A 17636-nucleotide genomic window follows, 5' to 3' on the forward strand; every position below is an offset into this window, starting at 1 on the left:
GCCTATGCGCCTCCGGCGTTATCTAGGAACTCCAGCGGGTCAAAACCCTCTGGCAATTCATCCATCCATTTCTCGGTTTGGGCCAGCTCTTCTTCTTCGTAGGTCTCGGGCTTCCAGATCTGGAAGGTATCACCGGCGGCCATAAAGAAGGCTTCTTTTTCGAGATCAATCTTGTTGCGCAGTTTGGCGGGCAACACCAGACGGCCGGTCTCGTCCACTGTTGTCGGGAAAGACTGACCATGAAACATGCGCTGCAACATTTTGCGCTGCATAGATCCACGCGGCAAGGCATCAATTTTGGCGTCGACCTCTTCGATCGCCTCCATCGTATAGCATTCCAGGTAATTGCGGCGCTGATCGCCGTAGACGATTACCAATTCAGGGTTTTCACCGGACTTCCAGTTGGGGTCACTTGCCTCGATCACACGACGAAAGGAGGCTGGAATGGATACCCGCCCCTTTGTGTCCACCTTGTGGTGGCTTTCGCCTCTGAACCTGCGGCCCAAATCTCAGCCCTCTATCCCGGCGCCTTCGCGCTCTGCTCCCCGAAATTAAAAGAGGCGAGTTGATCTGCTGCCACTGATCAACTCGCCTCCTGGTTCCCGCTTGGCGGGTTGTCCGACTGCGCGCGCCACCTGGGGGGATGTCTGCTCGCCCGCGCGCCGGATCTCTCGTTGTTCGGAAGAAGCAAAGGCCTGTATGAACCTGCTTATTATTATGAGCTTGGGGTCTTTGGCGCCCCGATGTGCTCTTCGCTGCATCCGATGTAAAAGGGATACTATGGGAATTCATGGCCTGGCAACCCGGAAAGAATAAAAGCTTCTCCTAAATAGTTTTTACCGCCCGGAAGTTGCAGCAATTTCGGGCCAATATCAGGGGATATTTCGCACAAAATGTTATTCATCGAATCCTAGACACCACATATAGAGAGTGAAAAAAGTCACACTCCCCGGCCTGCATCACCCATAAATTCCCATCCGCAGGAATGGGATTCCTTCTTCCATTAAGGAGTTCCGCTAATGTTCCGCTCCCCATCTGTGCATAACTCTGTGGGTAATTAGAATTTCGCCTGCGCATCTACTGATTCGGAGCTGAAAACGAATCACTTCCGCCAATTCATCGACCTTTGGCGCGGGCCTGGCACGCATTCAGCCCATGATTTCCCATCCGTCCCACGATTTCCCGTAGAGGCACAAAAAGGGGCAAGATCAGCTTTTGATTGCTAACAGAAGCCGCCCCCGCCTGCGCGGCGATCAGGATAGATCCCACCCAAGAGAGGGGCCGCAGGGCAGATCCCTGCCCTGCGCCGAACAGACCTGCCGCCACCCAGACTGACAGGCAGGCAGTCAGACCGGCAGGCCGCCACCGCAAAGCGCGCCCTGCGGCGAAATCCTGCAACACAGCACAGAAAGGTCCAGCCGCGCGTTTATAGAGAATGCAATTCAGCTACCGGGACAGAACCTAGGCCATGCCGCCTGCAATCAGCCCCTTGGCGATCTGGCCATAGGCCTGTGCAATTGCGCCGTCTCCGGCAGCGACGGGCCGGCCTGCATCCCCGGCCAGCCGGGTTTCCAGGTCAATCGGCAAAGCCCCCAGCAAAGGCAGACCAAGCGCCTCTGCCTCGGCGGCAACCCCGCCATGGCCAAAGATATGGTGCTCTCCGCCGCAATCTGGGCAGGTAAAGAATGACATGTTTTCGATCAACCCCAGAACCGGCGTCTTGAGCGTCTTGAACATATCCAGGGCTTTTCGCGCATCAATCAGCGCCACATCCTGCGGGGTGCTGACTACAATTGCACCGCTCAGCTCGCTCTTGGTACAGAGCGTCAACTGCACATCCCCGGTTCCCGGTGGCAGATCCACAATAAGAATATCCAACTCGCCCCAGTTCACCTGGCCCAGCATCTGCTGCAGCGCCCCCATCAACATCGGGCCGCGCCAGACAACCGCCTTATCCTCTGGCACCATCAAACCGATCGACATCATCGTGACCCCATGCGCCTGCAAGGGTTCAATCACCTTGCCATCGGCGCTGCCGGGACGGCCCGTGACCCCCATCATGCGCGGCTGGCTGGGGCCATAGATATCAGCATCCAGCAACCCCACCCGGCGCCCCTGCCGCGACAGGGCCACCGCCAGATTGGCGCTGACCGTGGATTTCCCCACGCCCCCCTTGCCAGAGGCAACCGCCAGAATGCGCGCAACCCCGGCAGGCTTTATCGGCCCGGCCTGCGGTTTTGCATGGCCACCGAACTTGAGACCAGGCGCGCCCGACGCCCCCTTTGCGGACGGCCCGGCGCTGGCCGGGCCATGCGCCGTCAACGCCGCTGAGACAGAACCAACCCCCGCAAGAGCCAGAACGGCAGCCTCGGCAGCGCGGCGCAGCGGTTCCATATGCTGGGCGATTTCCGGGCTTGGCGCCTCTATGACAAAGCTGACCTTTACGGCGCCTGCCCCTGCGGCATCCGGCTGAAGCGTCAGGGCACGGATCATATCCCGCGAGATCAGCGTGCCCCCATCTGGCAGGGCAAGTCGCGCCAGTGCCTCTTTGATCTGCGCCTCGTTGATCTGGTTCTCACTCACCGACATATGCTGCAGGCCTCTTATTGCTATAGGGGCGAAAGACCACCCTGCGGTGCCCCTGTCGCTGGCGCCAGAGAGTGCTCTTAACCGGTGATATCCGCAAGGGCACGCATCGCCAGACCATGCCAATCTCTTCCTAGCGGAAAGTAGATTTGGACAAGTTTGCCCAAAAAACAGTCTGTTTACAAACGAATAGGGGCGACCCATGCAAATGCTGCATAGCAGAAATGCCAATACGGGGGATTGTGCAGGTGCAGCAATTCGCTATTTTGATCTCAACAGACGCCGATACAGGCACAACGCAAATAACCAGTTTCAAGGATCTATCCGATGGCCCTCGTACAGCAAATCGCCCCATCCAAAGCCCTCTCTGCGGCACTGCCCCTGGCTTGGTTTGATGCGCTGAGCACCAAGCTGGCTCGCCATCGTCTGTATCGCCAAACCTATAATGAACTCTCTTCGCTGTCCGGTCGCGAACTGGCCGATCTGGGCCTGCACCGTTCGATGATCCGGCGCATCGCCTATCAGGCGGCATACGAAAACAACTAATAGAGATCAGGCTCTTTTCTCCTCCTCCCTAGAGAGCCTGTCCTACGCGGTGACATCCTCCTCCTCCCTGATGTCACCGCACCCTAATTCCGGCCCTTGCCGGACAAGAATACATCCGGGTCTCCTCCTCCCTTGGTCCTGATGTTGTCATGAACGGCGGTGCCCCCTCCTCCTCCCTGGGCGCCGCCGTTTTATGTTTCTCTCCCCCCAAAAAACACACAGTAACGCAGCCTGCCAGGCCGTGCAGATGCAGGTGTCACGGGCCAATCAACAGCAAAACCTGAAAATCGCGGGTCGCGACCATTGCCCCCCATGTCGCCAAGCGGTCGCCAAGCGCGCCGTTCCATCGGCATGACATAGAGAAATAGGACAGCCCCGCGGACCGCCCCCCAAAATCTGGCGAAACGGTTGAGCCCTACAGCGGGGCCACAGGAAGGGGAGGCGAATCGCTGCGTGCCCGACTGTCGCAGGCTGCCAGCACAGAGTCCCAGCCACAGCCCTGCCGTTTCAGCCCCTGCCCGTTTCAGGCCAAATGATCGCCGCTAAAACGGAACATCATCAACCGATGGGTCACTCGCAGCGCCGCTGGCGGTGATAAAACGCGCCAGCACCTTTTTGCTGCCCGCCTTTTCAAAGGCCACCTCCAGCTTGTCGGCCTCGATCCCGGTAATCGCGCCGTAGCCGAATTTCTGGTGAAACACCCGCTCACCCAGCGTGAAACTGGCAACGGCTGTTAGGTCAATCACCGGGGCCGGTTTGGGCTGGGCATTGCCGCGCTGGCCAGCCCGTGCCTGCATCCGCTTCCAGCCGGGCGAATTATAGCCATCCGCCTGCGCCACCTTGGCCTCGATGGTAGAACGCACCGAATCGTCGCCACCCGCAGCGGCCCCATAACCACCACCATATAGGCCAGGTGGCGTCAGCACCTCGACATGCTCCTCGGGCAGTTCATCAACAAAGCGCGACGGCAGCTGCGATTGCCACTGGCCAAAGACCCGGCGGTTGCCGGCAAAGGAAATGGTGCAGACCTCTTCGGCGCGGGTGATGCCGACATAGGCAAGGCGGCGCTCTTCCTCCAGGCCTTTCAGGCCGGTTTCATCCATCGACCGCTGCGAGGGGAACAGCCCGTCTTCCCAGCCGGGCAGAAACACGGCCGGAAATTCCAGCCCCTTGGCGCCGTGCAGCGTCATGATCGAAACCTTCTGGTCCGAATCCTGTTTGTCATTGTCCATAACCAGGCTGACATGTTCCAGAAACCCTTGCAGGTTTTCAAAGTTTTCCAGCGCCTTGACCAGTTCTTTCAGGTTTTCAAGCCGACCGGGGGAATCGGGGTTCTTGTCGGCCTGCCACATGCCCGTATAGCCGCTTTCATCCAGGATGATTTCGGCCAGTTCGATATGCGATATATCCGCATCCTCGACCATACGGCCCCAGCGGGTGAGGTTCTCGACCAACCGCCCCAGCGCTGCGCCGCCCTTGCCCTTGATTGCGCCGGATTGCACCGCAAGGCGCGCACCTTCAAACAAGGAGACCCCATTTTCGCGGGCAAATCCCTGAATGGTCTGCTGCGCCTTGTCGCCAAGGCCACGTTTTGGGGTATTAACAATCCGTTCAAAGGCCAAATCGTCATCCGCCGAGGTCACCATACGGAAATACCCCATAGCATCGCGAATTTCGAGCCGCTCATAAAAGCGCGGGCCACCAATGACGCGGTAGGGCAGACCAATGGTCAAAAACCGGTCTTCAAAAGCACGCATCTGATGCGAAGCCCGCACCAGAATCGCCATCTCGTTCAGATCAATCGGGCGCTGGCCGCGGGTGCCGCGCTGCATCGCCTCGATCTCTTCTCCGATCCAGCGGGCCTCTTCCTCGCCATCCCAATGGCCGATCAGCCGCACTTTTTCGCCGCCCTTTTCTGCGGTCCATAGCTCTTTGCCCAAGCGGCCCGAATTGCCGCTGATCACGCCGGAGGCAGCCGCCAGAATATGTTCGGTCGAGCGGTAATTCTGCTCCAGCCGGACCACCTTGGCGCCGGGAAAATCCTTTTCAAACCGCAGGATATTGCCCACCTCGGCACCGCGCCAGCCATAGATCGACTGGTCATCATCACCAACGCAACAGATGTTTTTGTGCCCGCCTGCCAGCAGCCGCAGCCACAGATATTGGGCGATATTGGTATCCTGGTATTCGTCTACCATGATGTAACGGAACCAGCGCTGATACTGCGCCAGAATATCGCCATGGGTCTGAAAGATCGTCACCACATGCAGCAGCAAATCGCCAAAATCGACGGCGTTCAACTCGCGCAGGCGCGTTTGATACTGGGCATAGAATTCGGGGCCACGGTGGTTATAGGCCCCTGCCTCAGCAGCCGACAACTTGTCCGGTGTCAGGGCGCGGTTCTTCCAGTCATCAATGATTCCGGCCAGCATGCGCGGCGGCCAGCGCTTTTCGTCGATATCCGCCGCACGGATCAATTGCTTCAGCAGCCTGATCTGATCGTCACTGTCCAGAATGGTGAAATTCGACTTCAAACCAACCAGTTCGGCATGGCGTCGCAGCAGTTTCACACAGACCGAATGGAAGGTTCCCAGCCATTGCATGCCCTCGGCGGGCTGGCCCAGCAACTTGCCGACCCGCTCTTTCATTTCGCGCGCGGCCTTGTTGGTAAAGGTCACCGCCAAGATTTCATTGGTCCGCGCCGACTGCGTGTTCAGCAGATGCACAATCCGCGCCGTCAGCGCCTTGGTTTTGCCGGTGCCCGCGCCCGCCAGCATCAGGACCGGACCATCCAGACATTCAACCGCCTCGCGTTGGGCAGGATTCAGCCCCTCAAGATAGGGGCTGGGACGGGCGGCCATGGCCCGCGACGACAGGGAGGCGCCTTCAAAGGCGTCCATTTCATCAAAACTGCTCATGTCCGTAATACTAGCGTGATTCAATCTGCGAGAAAAGAGGACGTTCGCATTATGTTCGCAGGCCTTGCCGATGCCCGCCAAACCCGGTTTTCAGGGCGGCGTCATGGCGCGATTGCCCCGCCCTCTTGCCAATTGCGCGCCACCGCCTATCAATGCCGCATGGATCTGCATCAAACATACCCCGGCCTTGAGGATCTGCGCGCTGCGGCCCAGCGCCGCCTGCCCGAATTCGTCTGGGAATATCTTGACAGTGCCACCGGCCAAGAGGCCACGAAACGGCGCAATCGCAGTGCCTTGGATCAGATCGGCTTCATGCCCTCTATCCTGCATGGGGAACAAGAGGTGGCGCTGAACACCCGCTTTATGGGCCGCGACCTGCCGCTGCCCTTTGGCATTGCACCGCTTGGCATGTCGGGGCTTATCTGGCCCGATGCCGAGGGCCACCTGGCCCGCTGCGGTGCCGCAGCAGGTATCCCCTACTCCCTGTCCACCGTGGCCAGCCAATCCCCCGAGGATCTGGCACCGCATCTGGGGCCAGAGGCCTGGTTCCAGCTCTATCCGCCCAAGGACGAGACCATTCGCAGCGATATGCTGGATCGGGCGCGCCGGGCGGGGTTTTCGACCCTGGTGCTGACCGTCGATGTGCCGGTGGCCTCGCGACGCGAACGCCAGGTGCGTTCAGGCCTGACGCAGCCGCCGCGCCTGACGCCACGCCTGCTGGCGCAGGTGATGCGCAAACCTCGCTGGGCCCTTGGCATGGCACACCAGCACCGACATGAGGGCGGGATGCCCCATATGCGCACATTGGATAAATATGTCACCGACAATAGCGGCGGCCTGTCTTCGACGGCGCATATTGGCTATCTGCTGCGCACCTCACCCGACCGGGACTATGTAAGATGGCTGCGCGGGGCCTGGCAGGGGACCTTTGTCATCAAGGGCGTGCTGCGGGCGGAAGATGCCGCGCCGCTGGAACAGATCGGTGTCGATGCGCTTTGGGTTTCCAACCATGCAGGGCGTCAGTTTGACGCCGCCCCCGCCAGTATCGAAGCCCTGCCAGAACTGCGCGCCGCAACCCGACTGCCGCTGATCTTTGACAGTGGGATAGAGGGCGGACTGGATATCCTGCGTGCCCTGGCGCTTGGGGCCGACTTTGTCATGCTGGGGCGGGCTTTTCATTTCGCACTTGCAGCATTAGGCTCTGCTGGACCACAGCATCTGATCGAGGTTCTGTCAAAAGACCTTGAAGCCAACATGGGGCAACTGGGATTGCAAAACCTTGCCGAGCTGCGCAAGCTGAAAGTCCGCAGGCTTCCTGCGTTGACCGGGCTGCCCTGATATCAACCTGCTGACCTGGCCTGTTGACCTGACCCAAGGCGCTGCCGGGACTGGCGGCCAAATGCCGCAGCTGCAGCAAAAGAGACGGAAATTGACCGCATGAGAGCGCAATCAGGCCGCAGATACCCAGAACTACGTCTATACCAACCGCTAAGAAGCCCCTAACACTTCGCCAAACCACTTGCCCACAACACTGCCCAAGGAGCCACAATGCCTGACTTCAAAAAGATCCTGATTGCGAACCGAGGCGAAATCGCCATCCGCGTCATGCGAGCAGCCAACGAAATGGGCAAGCGCACGGTTGCCATCTATGCCGAAGAGGACAAGCTGGGTCTGCACCGCTTCAAAGCGGATGAAGCCTACCGCATTGGCGAGGGCATGGGCCCCGTCGCCGCCTATCTGAGCATCGACGAGATCATTCGCGTTGCCAAAGAATGCGGTGCCGATGCAATCCACCCCGGCTATGGGCTGTTGTCGGAAAACCCCGATTTTGTCGATGCCTGCGCGCGCAACGGCATCACCTTCATCGGCCCCAAGGCCGAAACCATGCGCGCCCTGGGCGACAAGGCCTCGGCCCGTCGCGTCGCGGTTGAGGCCGGCGTGCCGGTCATTCCCGCCACCGAGGTGCTGGGCGATGATATGAAGGCCATTGCCAAAGAGGCCGAAGAGGTCGGCTATCCGCTGATGCTCAAGGCGTCCTGGGGCGGCGGTGGGCGCGGCATGCGCCCCATTCACGGCCCTGACGAGCTGGAAGAAAAAGTCCTGGAAGGCCGCCGCGAGGCCGAAGCCGCCTTTGGCAATGGCGAAGGCTATCTGGAAAAGATGATCACCCGCGCCCGCCACGTCGAGGTGCAGATCCTGGGTGACAAGCACGGTGAGATCTATCACCTGTTTGAACGCGATTGTTCGGTACAGCGCCGCAACCAGAAAGTGGTTGAACGCGCCCCTGCGCCCTATCTGTCTGAACAGCAGCGGGCTGAGATCTGCGAATTGGGCCGCAAGATCTGCAAACATGTGAACTATGAATGCGCCGGCACCGTTGAATTCCTGATGGATATGAACGACGGCAAATTCTACTTCATCGAGGTGAACCCCCGGGTGCAGGTGGAACATACCGTCACCGAAGAGGTGACCGGCATCGACATCGTGCAGGCCCAGATCCTGATCGCCGAGGGCAAGACCATTGCCGAGGCCACCGGCAAAGACAGCCAGGCAGAGATCCACCTGAATGGTCACGCGCTGCAGACCCGCGTCACCACCGAAGACCCGCTGAACAACTTTATCCCCGACTATGGCCGTATTACCGCCTATCGCTCGGCCACCGGCATGGGCATTCGTCTGGATGGCGGCACCGCCTATGCCGGCGGGGTGATCACCCGCTATTATGACAGCCTGCTGACCAAGGTCACAGCCTGGGCTCCAACGCCCGAAAAAGCCATCGCCCGTATGGACCGCGCCCTGCGTGAATTCCGGGTGCGCGGCGTCTCCACCAATATCGCCTTTGTCGAGAACCTGCTGAAACACCCGACCTTCCTCGACAACAGCTATACCACCACCTTCATCGACAACACGCCCGAGCTGTTCCAGTTTGCCAAACGCCAGGACCGCGGCACCAAGGTGCTGACCTATCTGGCCGATATCAGCGTCAACGGGCACCCGGAAACCGAAGGCCGCGCCGCGCCGCCGACCGACCTGAAAGAGCCGCGCGCGCCCCATGTGGATCCGGCGCCCCTGCCCTCTGGCACCCGCAACCTGCTGGAGCAAAAAGGCGCCCAGGCGGTGGCCGACTGGATGAAAGCCCAGCGTCAGCTGCTGCTGACCGATACCACCATGCGCGATGGTCACCAGTCCTTGCTGGCAACCCGGATGCGCAGCCATGACATGATCAAGGTGGCCCCCGCCTATGCGCAGAATCTCAGCCAGTTGTTCTCGGTTGAATGCTGGGGCGGGGCGACCTTTGATGTGGCCTACCGCTTTTTGCAGGAATGCCCCTGGCAGCGGCTGCGCGACCTGCGCGAAGCCATGCCCAACGTGATGACCCAGATGCTGCTGCGCGCCTCCAATGGCGTGGGCTACACCAACTACCCCGACAATGTGGTGCAGGAATTTGTCCGCCAGGCGGCGGTCACCGGGGTGGATGTCTTCCGGGTGTTTGACAGCCTCAACTGGGTGGAAAACATGCGCGTTGCCATGGATGCGGTGAATGAGTCCGGCAAGCTCTGCGAAGGCACCATCTGCTACACCGGCGATATCCAGGACCCCAACCGCGCCAAATATGACCTGAAATACTATGTCGGCATGGCCCGCGAACTGGAAGCCGCAGGCGCCCATGTGCTGGGCCTCAAAGACATGGCAGGCCTGCTGAAACCCGCAGCCGCCCGTCAGCTGGTCAAGGCGCTGAAAGAAGAAGTCGGCCTGCCGGTCCATTTCCACACCCATGACACCTCGGGCATTGCCGGTGCCACCATTCTGGCCGCTGCCGATGCCGGGGTTGATGCGGTGGATGTGGCGATGGATGCCTTTTCTGGCGGCACCTCGCAGCCCTGCTTTGGCTCCATCGTCGAGGGCCTGCGCAACACCGATCGCGACACTGGCCTGGATATCGCAAAAATCCGCGAAATCTCTGGCTACTGGGAGCAGGTCCGGGCGCAGTATGCCGCCTTTGAAAGCGGCCTGCAGGCCCCCGCCTCCGAGGTCTATCTGCACGAGATGCCCGGCGGACAGTTCACCAACCTCAAGGCCCAGGCGCGCAGCCTTGGTCTGGAAGACCGCTGGCATGAGGTTGCCCAGACCTATGCGGATGTGAACCAGATGTTTGGCGATATCGTCAAGGTGACGCCCTCTTCCAAGGTGGTTGGCGATATGGCGCTGATGATGGTCAGTCAGAACCTGACCCGCGCCCAGGTGGAAGACCCCGCAACCGAGGTTTCTTTCCCCGATAGTGTCATCGACATGATGCGCGGCAATCTGGGCCAGCCTCCCGGTGGTTTCCCCGCAGGTATCACCGCCAAGGTGCTGAAGGACGAAGCGCCTAACCTCAGCCGCCCCGGCGCCCATCTGCCCCCCGTCGATCTGGAGGAAACCCGCGCCGAGCTGCGCCAGCAACTGGAAGGCAAAGAGGTCGATGACGAGGATCTCAACGGCTACCTGATGTATCCAAAGGTCTTTCTCGACTACATGGGCCGCCACCGCCAGTACGGGCCAGTACGCGCCCTGCCCACGCGGGCCTTCTTTTACGGGATGGAACCGGGCGAGGAAATCACCGCAGAAATCGACCCTGGCAAGACGCTGGAAATCCGCCTGCAGGCGCTGGGGGAAACCGATGAAAAGGGCGAGGTCAAAGTCTTCTTTGAACTGAACGGCCAGCCCCGTGTCATCCGTGTGCCCAACCGCCTGGTCAAGGCCACGACCGAAAGCCGCCCCAAGGCAGAGCTGGGCAATGCCAACCACATCGGTGCGCCGATGCCCGGCGTTGTTGCCACTGTTGCGGTGCAGCTTGGCCAGGAGGTGCACGAAGGCGATATGCTGCTGACAATCGAGGCGATGAAAATGGAAACCGGTCTGCACGCCGAACGCAGCGCCCGCGTCAAGGCCCTGCATGTTCAGCCCGGCACCCAGATCGACGCCAAGGATCTGCTGGTTGAACTGGAAGATCTGGACTGATCCGCCGCGAAACGAATAGCTGCCTCCGCCTTACCTGCGGGGGCAGCAGATATATCGCGCAGCCCTAGCCCAGATAGGGCGCCAGCGTTTCAACCCTGACCGGAGAGGCCAGCCAATGTGGCTGCTGCTCAGGCAGGTCCAACGCTGCGCGCGGATCCCATCGCCCGCCCGGACTTGCCAGGTTTTGCACGCAAAGCCCCAGAGTGATCGCCGCTACCAAGGCTGTGAGCCGCAGGGTGTCTTTGGTCTTACGCATGTATCGCTCCACTCTCGTCATCTTGTCTTGTCGCGCCCCGCGACTGGGGCGCAGGATTTCCCCCCTGTCGCAGGGCACCCTCTGACCTAAACGCAGGTCTGCCCGGCTTCCGTCGCGGGATTTGACTTTTTTTCGCGCCGCAGCGGCATTTTTGACTTGCGGGCGAGGACAGGAATGCATAGGTCGGCGTCACCAAATGTTGCGCGGGCGTAGCTCAGGGGTAGAGCATAACCTTGCCAAGGTTAGGGTCGGGCGTTCGAATCGCCTCGCCCGCTCCATTTGGAAACGAAAAGGCCATCCCATCTTGGGGTGGCCTTTCGCGTTGCAATAAGAGACCCTAGCAAGAGCTTGCGCGGAATCAGCTTTCCGCCTAGGAACAGATCCAGAACGCAAAACAGCAACAGGCAGGCAAGACGACATGCTCACATCCGTGGAACTTTGCGCCGGGGCTGGCGGCCAGGCGCTTGGGCTGGAACGAGCCGGTTTTGATCACACTGCCTTGGTGGAAATAGACAAGCATTGCTGCGCCACCCTGCGCCACAACCGCCCCAACTGGAACGTGCTGGAAGAAGATGTGCGGCTGTTCAAAGAGGACGCCAGTGCCTACAGGGGCATTGATCTGCTGGCCGGTGGCCTGCCCTGCCCGCCCTTTTCCGTGGCGGGAAAACAGCTGGGCGAAAAGGACGAACGCAACCTGTTTGATGACGCCATTCATATCGTCGATGCCAGCCGTCCACGCGCGGTGATGATCGAAAATGTGCGCGGCTTTCTGGATGCCGCCTTTCACGACTACCGTGAAAAACTGAAGCGGCAGCTGGCCAAACTGGGCTATGAAACCGACTGGCGACTGCTGAATGCATCGGATTACGGCGTACCACAGCTGCGCCCCCGCGTGGCGATCATCGCGCTGCGGCGCGAATTTGCCGGCGATTTTGCCTGGCCCGAACCCCTGCCCCACAATCCGCGCACCGTAGGGGAAACCCTGCTGGACCTGATGCAGGCGCGCGGCTGGCGCGGGGCCAAAGACTGGGCCGCCCAGGCCGATGAAATTGCCCCCACCATCGTTGGTGGATCCAAAAAACATGGCGGCCCGGATCTGGGCCCGACGCGGGCGCGGCGCGCATGGGCGTCCCTGGGGGTTGAGGGGCGCACCATCGCCGTTGAGGCCCCCGATCCCTTTCACAATGATATGCCACGGCTGACCGTGCGCATGGTCGCCCGCATTCAGGGCTTTCCCGATGCCTGGCATTTCACCGGGGCCAAAACCAATGCCTACCGCCAGGTCGGCAATGCCTTCCCGCCGCCGGTCGCCGAGGCCGTCGCGCTGCAACTGAAAGCCGCCATCGCCAAGCCCAAGCTCCATGCCGTGCGCGCCTGATATCCCGCACAACGCCCCCGAGGGCGGAAACGGCCCAGGATGAAGCAGAAACTGCCCGATAGCCTGATTGTGCCCGGCCATGCGGATTATGATCTGCTGACCGAACTGGCGACAGAAATCACCGCCCGCGCCGGCGGCGTGCTGGTGCTGCAGCAGGACTTTCCCGTTCTGCTGCGCCGCTGCATTGATGATGTGATCATGACGCCCAAAACCGGGCGGCGCGCCTATGAAGAGCTGGAGAAAACCGAAAAGACCTATATCGGCACCCGCGTCGAGATCGAGCTGCGCGCCCTGCTGCGCCTGCCGCGCGGGCGGCTGGATACCCAGATCCTGGGCCGCGATGTCGATATCAAGAACACGATGGGCAGCAATTGGATGATTCCAACCGAAGCGCTGGATCAGCCCTGCCTGTTGGTGGCCGCCGACGAACAGCGCGCCCGCTGCTATCTGGGCCTGATTGTCGCCCGCCCGGCCTATCTGACCCAGGGCAAGAACAAGGATGGCAAGGGGGCGGTTTCGGCCAGCGGCTTTGGCCATATCCTCTGGTTGCTGTGTGATCATGACTATCCGGCGAATTTCTGGCGCTGCCAGAACCCGGACCAGGTGGCAGAAATCTTTTCGGCACAGACCGGCAATGCCCGCATGGCCTGCCTGTTTCGGCTGATCCAGAACACCCCCATCGCCCGTGATGTGGTCGAGGCGGTGGCGCAGCAAAAGGATTTCATGCGCCGGATCCGATCCGACAACGGGCGCGGCACCCGCGACCACCTAGAGCGGGAGGGCATTCTGCTGCTCTCGGGCCACTATGACAGCCAGCTGATCAAGGCGCTGGGGCTGGCAGGTTGCAGCAGTTCCGAGTTCATCTCTTGCCGCCCGCGCACCGAGCAGCAGCACCGGCTGGCGCAGCAGGCAGGGTTTCGCCTGCCCCCGCTGCCGCACAACACCGGGACATAATAAATCTCTGCCCTTGGCGCATTTTTCCTCTTGCGGCTCCGCTCGGCTTTGCCTAAATACCGCTTCACCAAATGCAGCGCGGGCGTAGCTCAGGGGTAGAGCATAACCTTGCCAAGGTTAGGGTCGGGCGTTCGAATCGCCTCGCCCGCTCCATTTGGATCAAACAGGCCGCTTGATGCATCCGCATCGGCGGCCTTTTTTGTGGCGCCTGTTTGTTGGCTGCCTGTTTGTTGGCTGCCTGTTTGTTGGCTGCCTGTTTGTTGGCTGCCCGATTGCTGACTGCCTGGTTGCTGACGGCCTGACATCTGGGGCACCACGCCTCCTTGCTTCCCCCGGATAAAAACTCTTCTCGGCAGCACATTTTACCCTTGCGGCCCCGCCCGGCTTTGCCTAAATACCGGCTCACCAAATGTAGCGCGGGCGTAGCTCAGGGGTAGAGCATAACCTTGCCAAGGTTAGGGTCGGGCGTTCGAATCGCCTCGCCCGCTCCATTTGGATCAAACAGGCCGCTTGATGCATACCGCATCAGCGGCCTTTTTTGTGGCGCTCCCACCGCAGATGAACGGCCCCACCTTGACCACTGCTGCCCAGCCCCCGGCCATTGCCGCCCAGGCGCAGGCAGGCACAGGCACGGATTGGCACAAAGGGTCGCGGAACTTTTGATCAAATTCCTTTGACCTCTGTTTGAAAACAGGCCAATGCTGGCCCAGGCGCGCCGAGTCATCCGCCGCGCGCCCATTGATTATCTGCGCCCCTGTCCGCAAGGCAGGCGCATCACAAGAGGAATTCAGCAATGGCCCCAGTCGTCTATCCGACCACCAATCTCACAGCGACCGAAACCATGTGCCTGGACCGCGGGGAAGGCATCTATGTCTTTGACAGCGAAGGCAATAAATACATCGAAGGCCTGGCTGGGCTTTGGTGTACCTCTCTGGGGTATAGCAACACAGAGGTGATCGAGGCCATCACCGCCCAGCTGAACACCCTGCCCTTTAGCCATTCCTTTGGCGGCAAGACCCATCAGCCGCTGATTGATCTGGCCGACAAGCTGGCCGCCATGGTGCCGGTGGAAGACGCGCATATCTTCTTTGGCAACTCTGGCTCGGACGCCAATGACAGCCACTACAAGATGCTGCGCTATTACTTCAATGCCATCGGCAAACCGGAAAAGCGCAAGATCATCACCCGCGAGCGCGGCTATCACGGCGTTACCGTGGCGGCCGGGTCGCTGACCTCGCTGCCCGCCAATCTGGCGCATTTTGACGCCCCCGTAGAGGCGCTGCATATCCTGCGCACCGATGCGCCCCATTATTACACCGGCCGCAAGGGCAACGAGACCGAAGCGCAGTTTGTTGACCGGATCCTCGACAATCTTGAACAGCAGATCCTGGCCGAAGACCCCGACACCATCGCCGCGATGATCATGGAGCCCATCACCGGTGCCTCGGGCGTGATTGTGCCACCAGAGGGCTACTATGAGAAACTGCAGGCGCTGCTGCGCAAACATGGCATTCTGGTCTGGGCCGATGAGGTCATCACCGGCTTTGGTCGCACCGGCGCCGATTTTGGCTGCACCACCATGGGCATCAAGCCCGACCTGATGACCTTTGCCAAACAGCTCAGCTCGGCCTATTTTCCGATTTCTGCCAGCGTCATCCCCGGCTGGATGTACAAGGAAATGGTGGCGCCCTCAAATGAGGTTGGCGTCTTTGGCCATGGCTATACCTATTCCGGCCACCCCGCTGCCTGCGCTGCCGCCCTGAAAACGCTGGAGATCTACGAGCGCGACAACCTGTTTGGTCACGCCGCCGAGGTTGGCGATTACCTGCAGGCAGAGCTGCGCCGCATCTTTACCGACCACCCGCTGGTGGGCGAGGTGCGCGGCAAGGGGCTGATTGCGGCGCTGGAACTGGTCTCCAACAAAACCACCGGCGCGACAATTGCCGGCGGCAAAGGCGGTGCCGCCGCTGTCAAAGCCTGTCAGGACAACGGCGTGATCCTGCGGGCCGTTGCGGGCAATGCCCTGGCCTTCTGTCCGCCGCTGATCATCACCAAGGCTGAAATCGACGATATGCTGGCACGGGTCAAAATCGCCCTGGATACCAGCTATGACAGCCTCAAGGCCGCTGGCCACCTGGACAACTGATCGTCGGCGCCGCCAGAAAACAGCAATAAAAAACGCCCCGGATCACTCTGGGGCGTTTCCACATTCTGGGGGCGGATCTATCCGCGGTCAAAAGACCTTGTAGGTCATGGTGGTGAGAGAGCGTTCAATATTGGGGATGACCAGCAAGTGATCATTGATATATTTCCCCACATCGGCATCCGTTGGAATATACAGCTTCATCAGCAGGTCATATTCGCCACTGGTAGAATAAAGTTCAGAGTGAATTTCGCGCAGGGCGATATCCTCGGCCACCTTGTAGGTGGAACCGGGTTTGCAACGGATCTGGATGAATACGCAGGTCGACATGGGCGCCCCTTTTGATCTGGTGTGAGCAACTGATTTCCCGCCCAAGCTGGCACGCACAGCCGCCCGGCGCAATGGCCTGCCCGTGGCAAATAGCCCCCAATCCGCAGGCCATCGCAAAGCCCTTGAGCCAGCCCCCCTCTCCACCCTATAAGTGCCAGGCAGACACGAAGGAATGCCCCATGCGCAGCGCCAAGATCAGCCGACAGACCGCCGAAACCGAAATCACGGTCGAGATCACTCTCGATGGCGCGGGTTCATATGACAATCAGACCGGCGTTGGCTTTTTTGACCATATGCTCGACCAGCTGGCCCGCCATTCGCTGATCGACATGACCATCCGCGCCAAAGGCGATTATCACATTGATGATCACCACACCGTCGAAGACACCGGCATTGCCCTCGGGCAGGCGCTGGCAAAGGCGCTTGGCGACAAGAAAGGCATCCGGCGGTATGGCGAATGCCACCTGCCAATGGATGATGCCCAGGTGCGCTGCGCCCTGGATCTGTCGGCGCGCCCTTTTCTGGTATGGAATGTTGACATCCCGACCCAGAAGATCGGCACCTTCGACACCGAGCTGGTGCGCGAGTTTTTCACCGCCTTCGCCACCCACGGCGGCATCACCCTGCACATCGACCAGCTGCATGGCTTTAACAGCCACCACATCGTCGAAGCCGCCTTCAAGGCTGTGGCCCGCGCCCTGCGATTGGCAGTGGAAACGGATCCGCGCAAATCAGATGCCATCCCCTCTACCAAAGGGGCGCTCTAGCCCCGGTTTCAACTCACAACGGCGAATGGCGGCGGCGGGGCGATCCCGCCGTCAGATCAGGCTGCGGCCAGCAGTGATCGGTTGCGCCGCAAGATCCATTCCGCCACGACCAGATTCGGCAGCCAGCAGGCCCAGGCCACCAGACTATAGCCCGCTGTTTCACCCAAGGTGACAAACAGCAGCGGCAGATAGAGCCGCAGCGTCACCGCCGCAAATGTCAAAGCGGCAGAACGGATCATCCAGGCCCGGTGTTCTGCAATGCGCCCCTGCCACGCCAGCCAGATGCCACGGCCGGTGCTCCCCAGCCAGGCAATCGCCAACAGGCCAAACCCCAGCCCCGCAACCGGCCCCGCCGTGGTGCCAAATGCCATCTGCAAGCCGCCCAGCCCCGCCAGCAGGATCGCCACGCCATAGATACGGCCGATCCAGCGATGCAGCTGCGGGCGGTGCTGCCGTAGCCCGATCCAGAACTGAAACGGCATCAAGGCCAGCGCCACCGGTGCAAGGCCGATATGGGCATAGAACCCCAGCGGCCGCACCTGCGCGTGATAGGCAACAAAGGGCATTGATTGCTCTACCCCCAGCAACAAGAACCGCCAGGACGCCAGGGCGACCAAGATAGACAAGCCCCAAGAGACGGCGCTGCGCAGACGGATCAGGGAAGGTCGGACAAGCATATTCTCTCCAATTTGACTATGTAAACTTTACATAGTCAAAATCACAGTGACTTGACGATGTCAAGATGGCTGCTACCCTC

The 17636-nt window shown here is 60.5% G+C and carries 14 protein-coding genes and 3 tRNA genes; 11 read left to right on the forward strand and 6 right to left on the reverse strand.

Translation table 11 applies throughout. The annotated features are described in order from the left end of the window. Window positions 1-2 precede the first annotated feature (2 nt). The gene (mraZ, locus tag P2081_RS01180; RefSeq protein WP_278921049.1) at window positions 3-470 is read right to left on the reverse strand and encodes a division/cell wall cluster transcriptional repressor MraZ; all 468 of its coding nucleotides are present in this window, start codon (window positions 468-470) and stop codon (window positions 3-5) included. Between the two features lie 991 nt (window positions 471-1461). Continuing rightward, window positions 1462-2589: an Mrp/NBP35 family ATP-binding protein gene (locus tag P2081_RS01185; RefSeq protein WP_278921050.1), complete on the reverse strand. Its 1128-nt coding sequence runs from the start codon at window positions 2587-2589 to the stop codon at window positions 1462-1464. A gap of 324 nt (window positions 2590-2913) precedes the next feature. On the opposite strand from P2081_RS01185, the gene P2081_RS01190 reads away from it, so the two are divergent. Then, window positions 2914-3132 carry a DUF1127 domain-containing protein gene (locus P2081_RS01190; protein WP_278921051.1) on the forward strand — a complete coding sequence of 73 codons (219 nt, stop codon included), beginning with the start codon at window positions 2914-2916 and terminating at the stop codon, window positions 3130-3132. Window positions 3133-3674: 542 nt separating this feature from the next. Here P2081_RS01190 and P2081_RS01195 read toward each other — a convergent pair. Beyond that, window positions 3675-6050 carry an ATP-dependent helicase gene (locus tag P2081_RS01195; RefSeq protein ID WP_278921052.1) on the reverse strand — a complete coding sequence of 792 codons (2376 nt, stop codon included), beginning with the start codon at window positions 6048-6050 and terminating at the stop codon, window positions 3675-3677. A gap of 159 nt (window positions 6051-6209) precedes the next feature. On the opposite strand from P2081_RS01195, the gene P2081_RS01200 reads away from it, so the two are divergent. After that, complete coding sequence (locus P2081_RS01200; RefSeq protein ID WP_278921442.1) at window positions 6210-7388, forward strand: alpha-hydroxy acid oxidase; 1179 nt, start codon at window positions 6210-6212, stop codon at window positions 7386-7388. A gap of 210 nt (window positions 7389-7598) precedes the next feature. Beyond that, window positions 7599-11051 carry a pyruvate carboxylase gene (locus P2081_RS01205; RefSeq protein ID WP_278921053.1) on the forward strand — a complete coding sequence of 1151 codons (3453 nt, stop codon included), beginning with the start codon at window positions 7599-7601 and terminating at the stop codon, window positions 11049-11051. 64 nt (window positions 11052-11115) lie between these two features. Here P2081_RS01205 and P2081_RS01210 read toward each other — a convergent pair whose 3' ends face one another. Further along, entirely contained in the window at window positions 11116-11307 is a 192-nt protein-coding gene (locus P2081_RS01210) for a hypothetical protein (protein ID WP_278921054.1), read from the reverse strand. 203 nt (window positions 11308-11510) lie between these two features. Here P2081_RS01210 and P2081_RS01215 point away from each other — a divergent pair. The 7 genes from P2081_RS01215 (at window position 11511) to P2081_RS01245 (ending at window position 15785) form a co-directional block, all read left to right on the forward strand. Further along, window positions 11511-11585: transfer RNA gene (locus P2081_RS01215), tRNA-Gly, on the forward strand. Between the two features lie 140 nt (window positions 11586-11725). Beyond that, complete coding sequence (locus tag P2081_RS01220; RefSeq protein ID WP_278921055.1) at window positions 11726-12685, forward strand: DNA cytosine methyltransferase; 960 nt, start codon at window positions 11726-11728, stop codon at window positions 12683-12685. Between the two features lie 39 nt (window positions 12686-12724). Next, the gene (locus P2081_RS01225) at window positions 12725-13639 is read left to right on the forward strand and encodes a NaeI family type II restriction endonuclease (RefSeq protein WP_278921056.1); all 915 of its coding nucleotides are present in this window, start codon (window positions 12725-12727) and stop codon (window positions 13637-13639) included. 78 nt (window positions 13640-13717) lie between these two features. Further along, window positions 13718-13792, forward strand: a tRNA-Gly gene (locus P2081_RS01230). A 263-nt stretch (window positions 13793-14055) separates the two neighbouring features. After that, window positions 14056-14130 (forward strand) — tRNA-Gly (locus P2081_RS01235). Between the two features lie 22 nt (window positions 14131-14152). Next, the gene (locus P2081_RS01240) at window positions 14153-14302 is read left to right on the forward strand and encodes a hypothetical protein (RefSeq protein WP_278921057.1); all 150 of its coding nucleotides are present in this window, start codon (window positions 14153-14155) and stop codon (window positions 14300-14302) included. Between the two features lie 130 nt (window positions 14303-14432). Next, window positions 14433-15785 (forward strand): aminotransferase, encoded by a 1353-nt coding sequence (locus P2081_RS01245; RefSeq protein ID WP_278921058.1) that lies wholly within the window; start codon window positions 14433-14435, stop codon window positions 15783-15785. A gap of 87 nt (window positions 15786-15872) precedes the next feature. Here the strand turns inward: P2081_RS01245 and P2081_RS01250 are convergent, their stop codons facing one another. After that, window positions 15873-16112, reverse strand: coding sequence for an Lrp/AsnC ligand binding domain-containing protein (locus P2081_RS01250; RefSeq protein WP_232400394.1), 240 nt, complete (start codon window positions 16110-16112; stop codon window positions 15873-15875). 179 nt (window positions 16113-16291) lie between these two features. On the opposite strand from P2081_RS01250, the gene hisB reads away from it, so the two are divergent. Continuing rightward, on the forward strand, window positions 16292-16879 hold the full coding sequence (gene hisB, locus P2081_RS01255; protein ID WP_278921059.1) for an imidazoleglycerol-phosphate dehydratase HisB: 588 nt from the start codon (window positions 16292-16294) through the stop codon (window positions 16877-16879). A gap of 56 nt (window positions 16880-16935) precedes the next feature. Here the strand turns inward: hisB and P2081_RS01260 are convergent, their stop codons facing one another. Beyond that, window positions 16936-17556, reverse strand: coding sequence for a DUF2306 domain-containing protein (locus P2081_RS01260; protein ID WP_278921060.1), 621 nt, complete (start codon window positions 17554-17556; stop codon window positions 16936-16938). Window positions 17557-17636: the final 80 nt, after the last annotated feature.

Origin of the sequence: Pseudophaeobacter profundi (genome assembly GCF_029697505.1) — a bacterium.
Taxonomy (GTDB): Bacteria; Pseudomonadota; Alphaproteobacteria; order Rhodobacterales; family Rhodobacteraceae; genus Pseudophaeobacter; species Pseudophaeobacter profundi.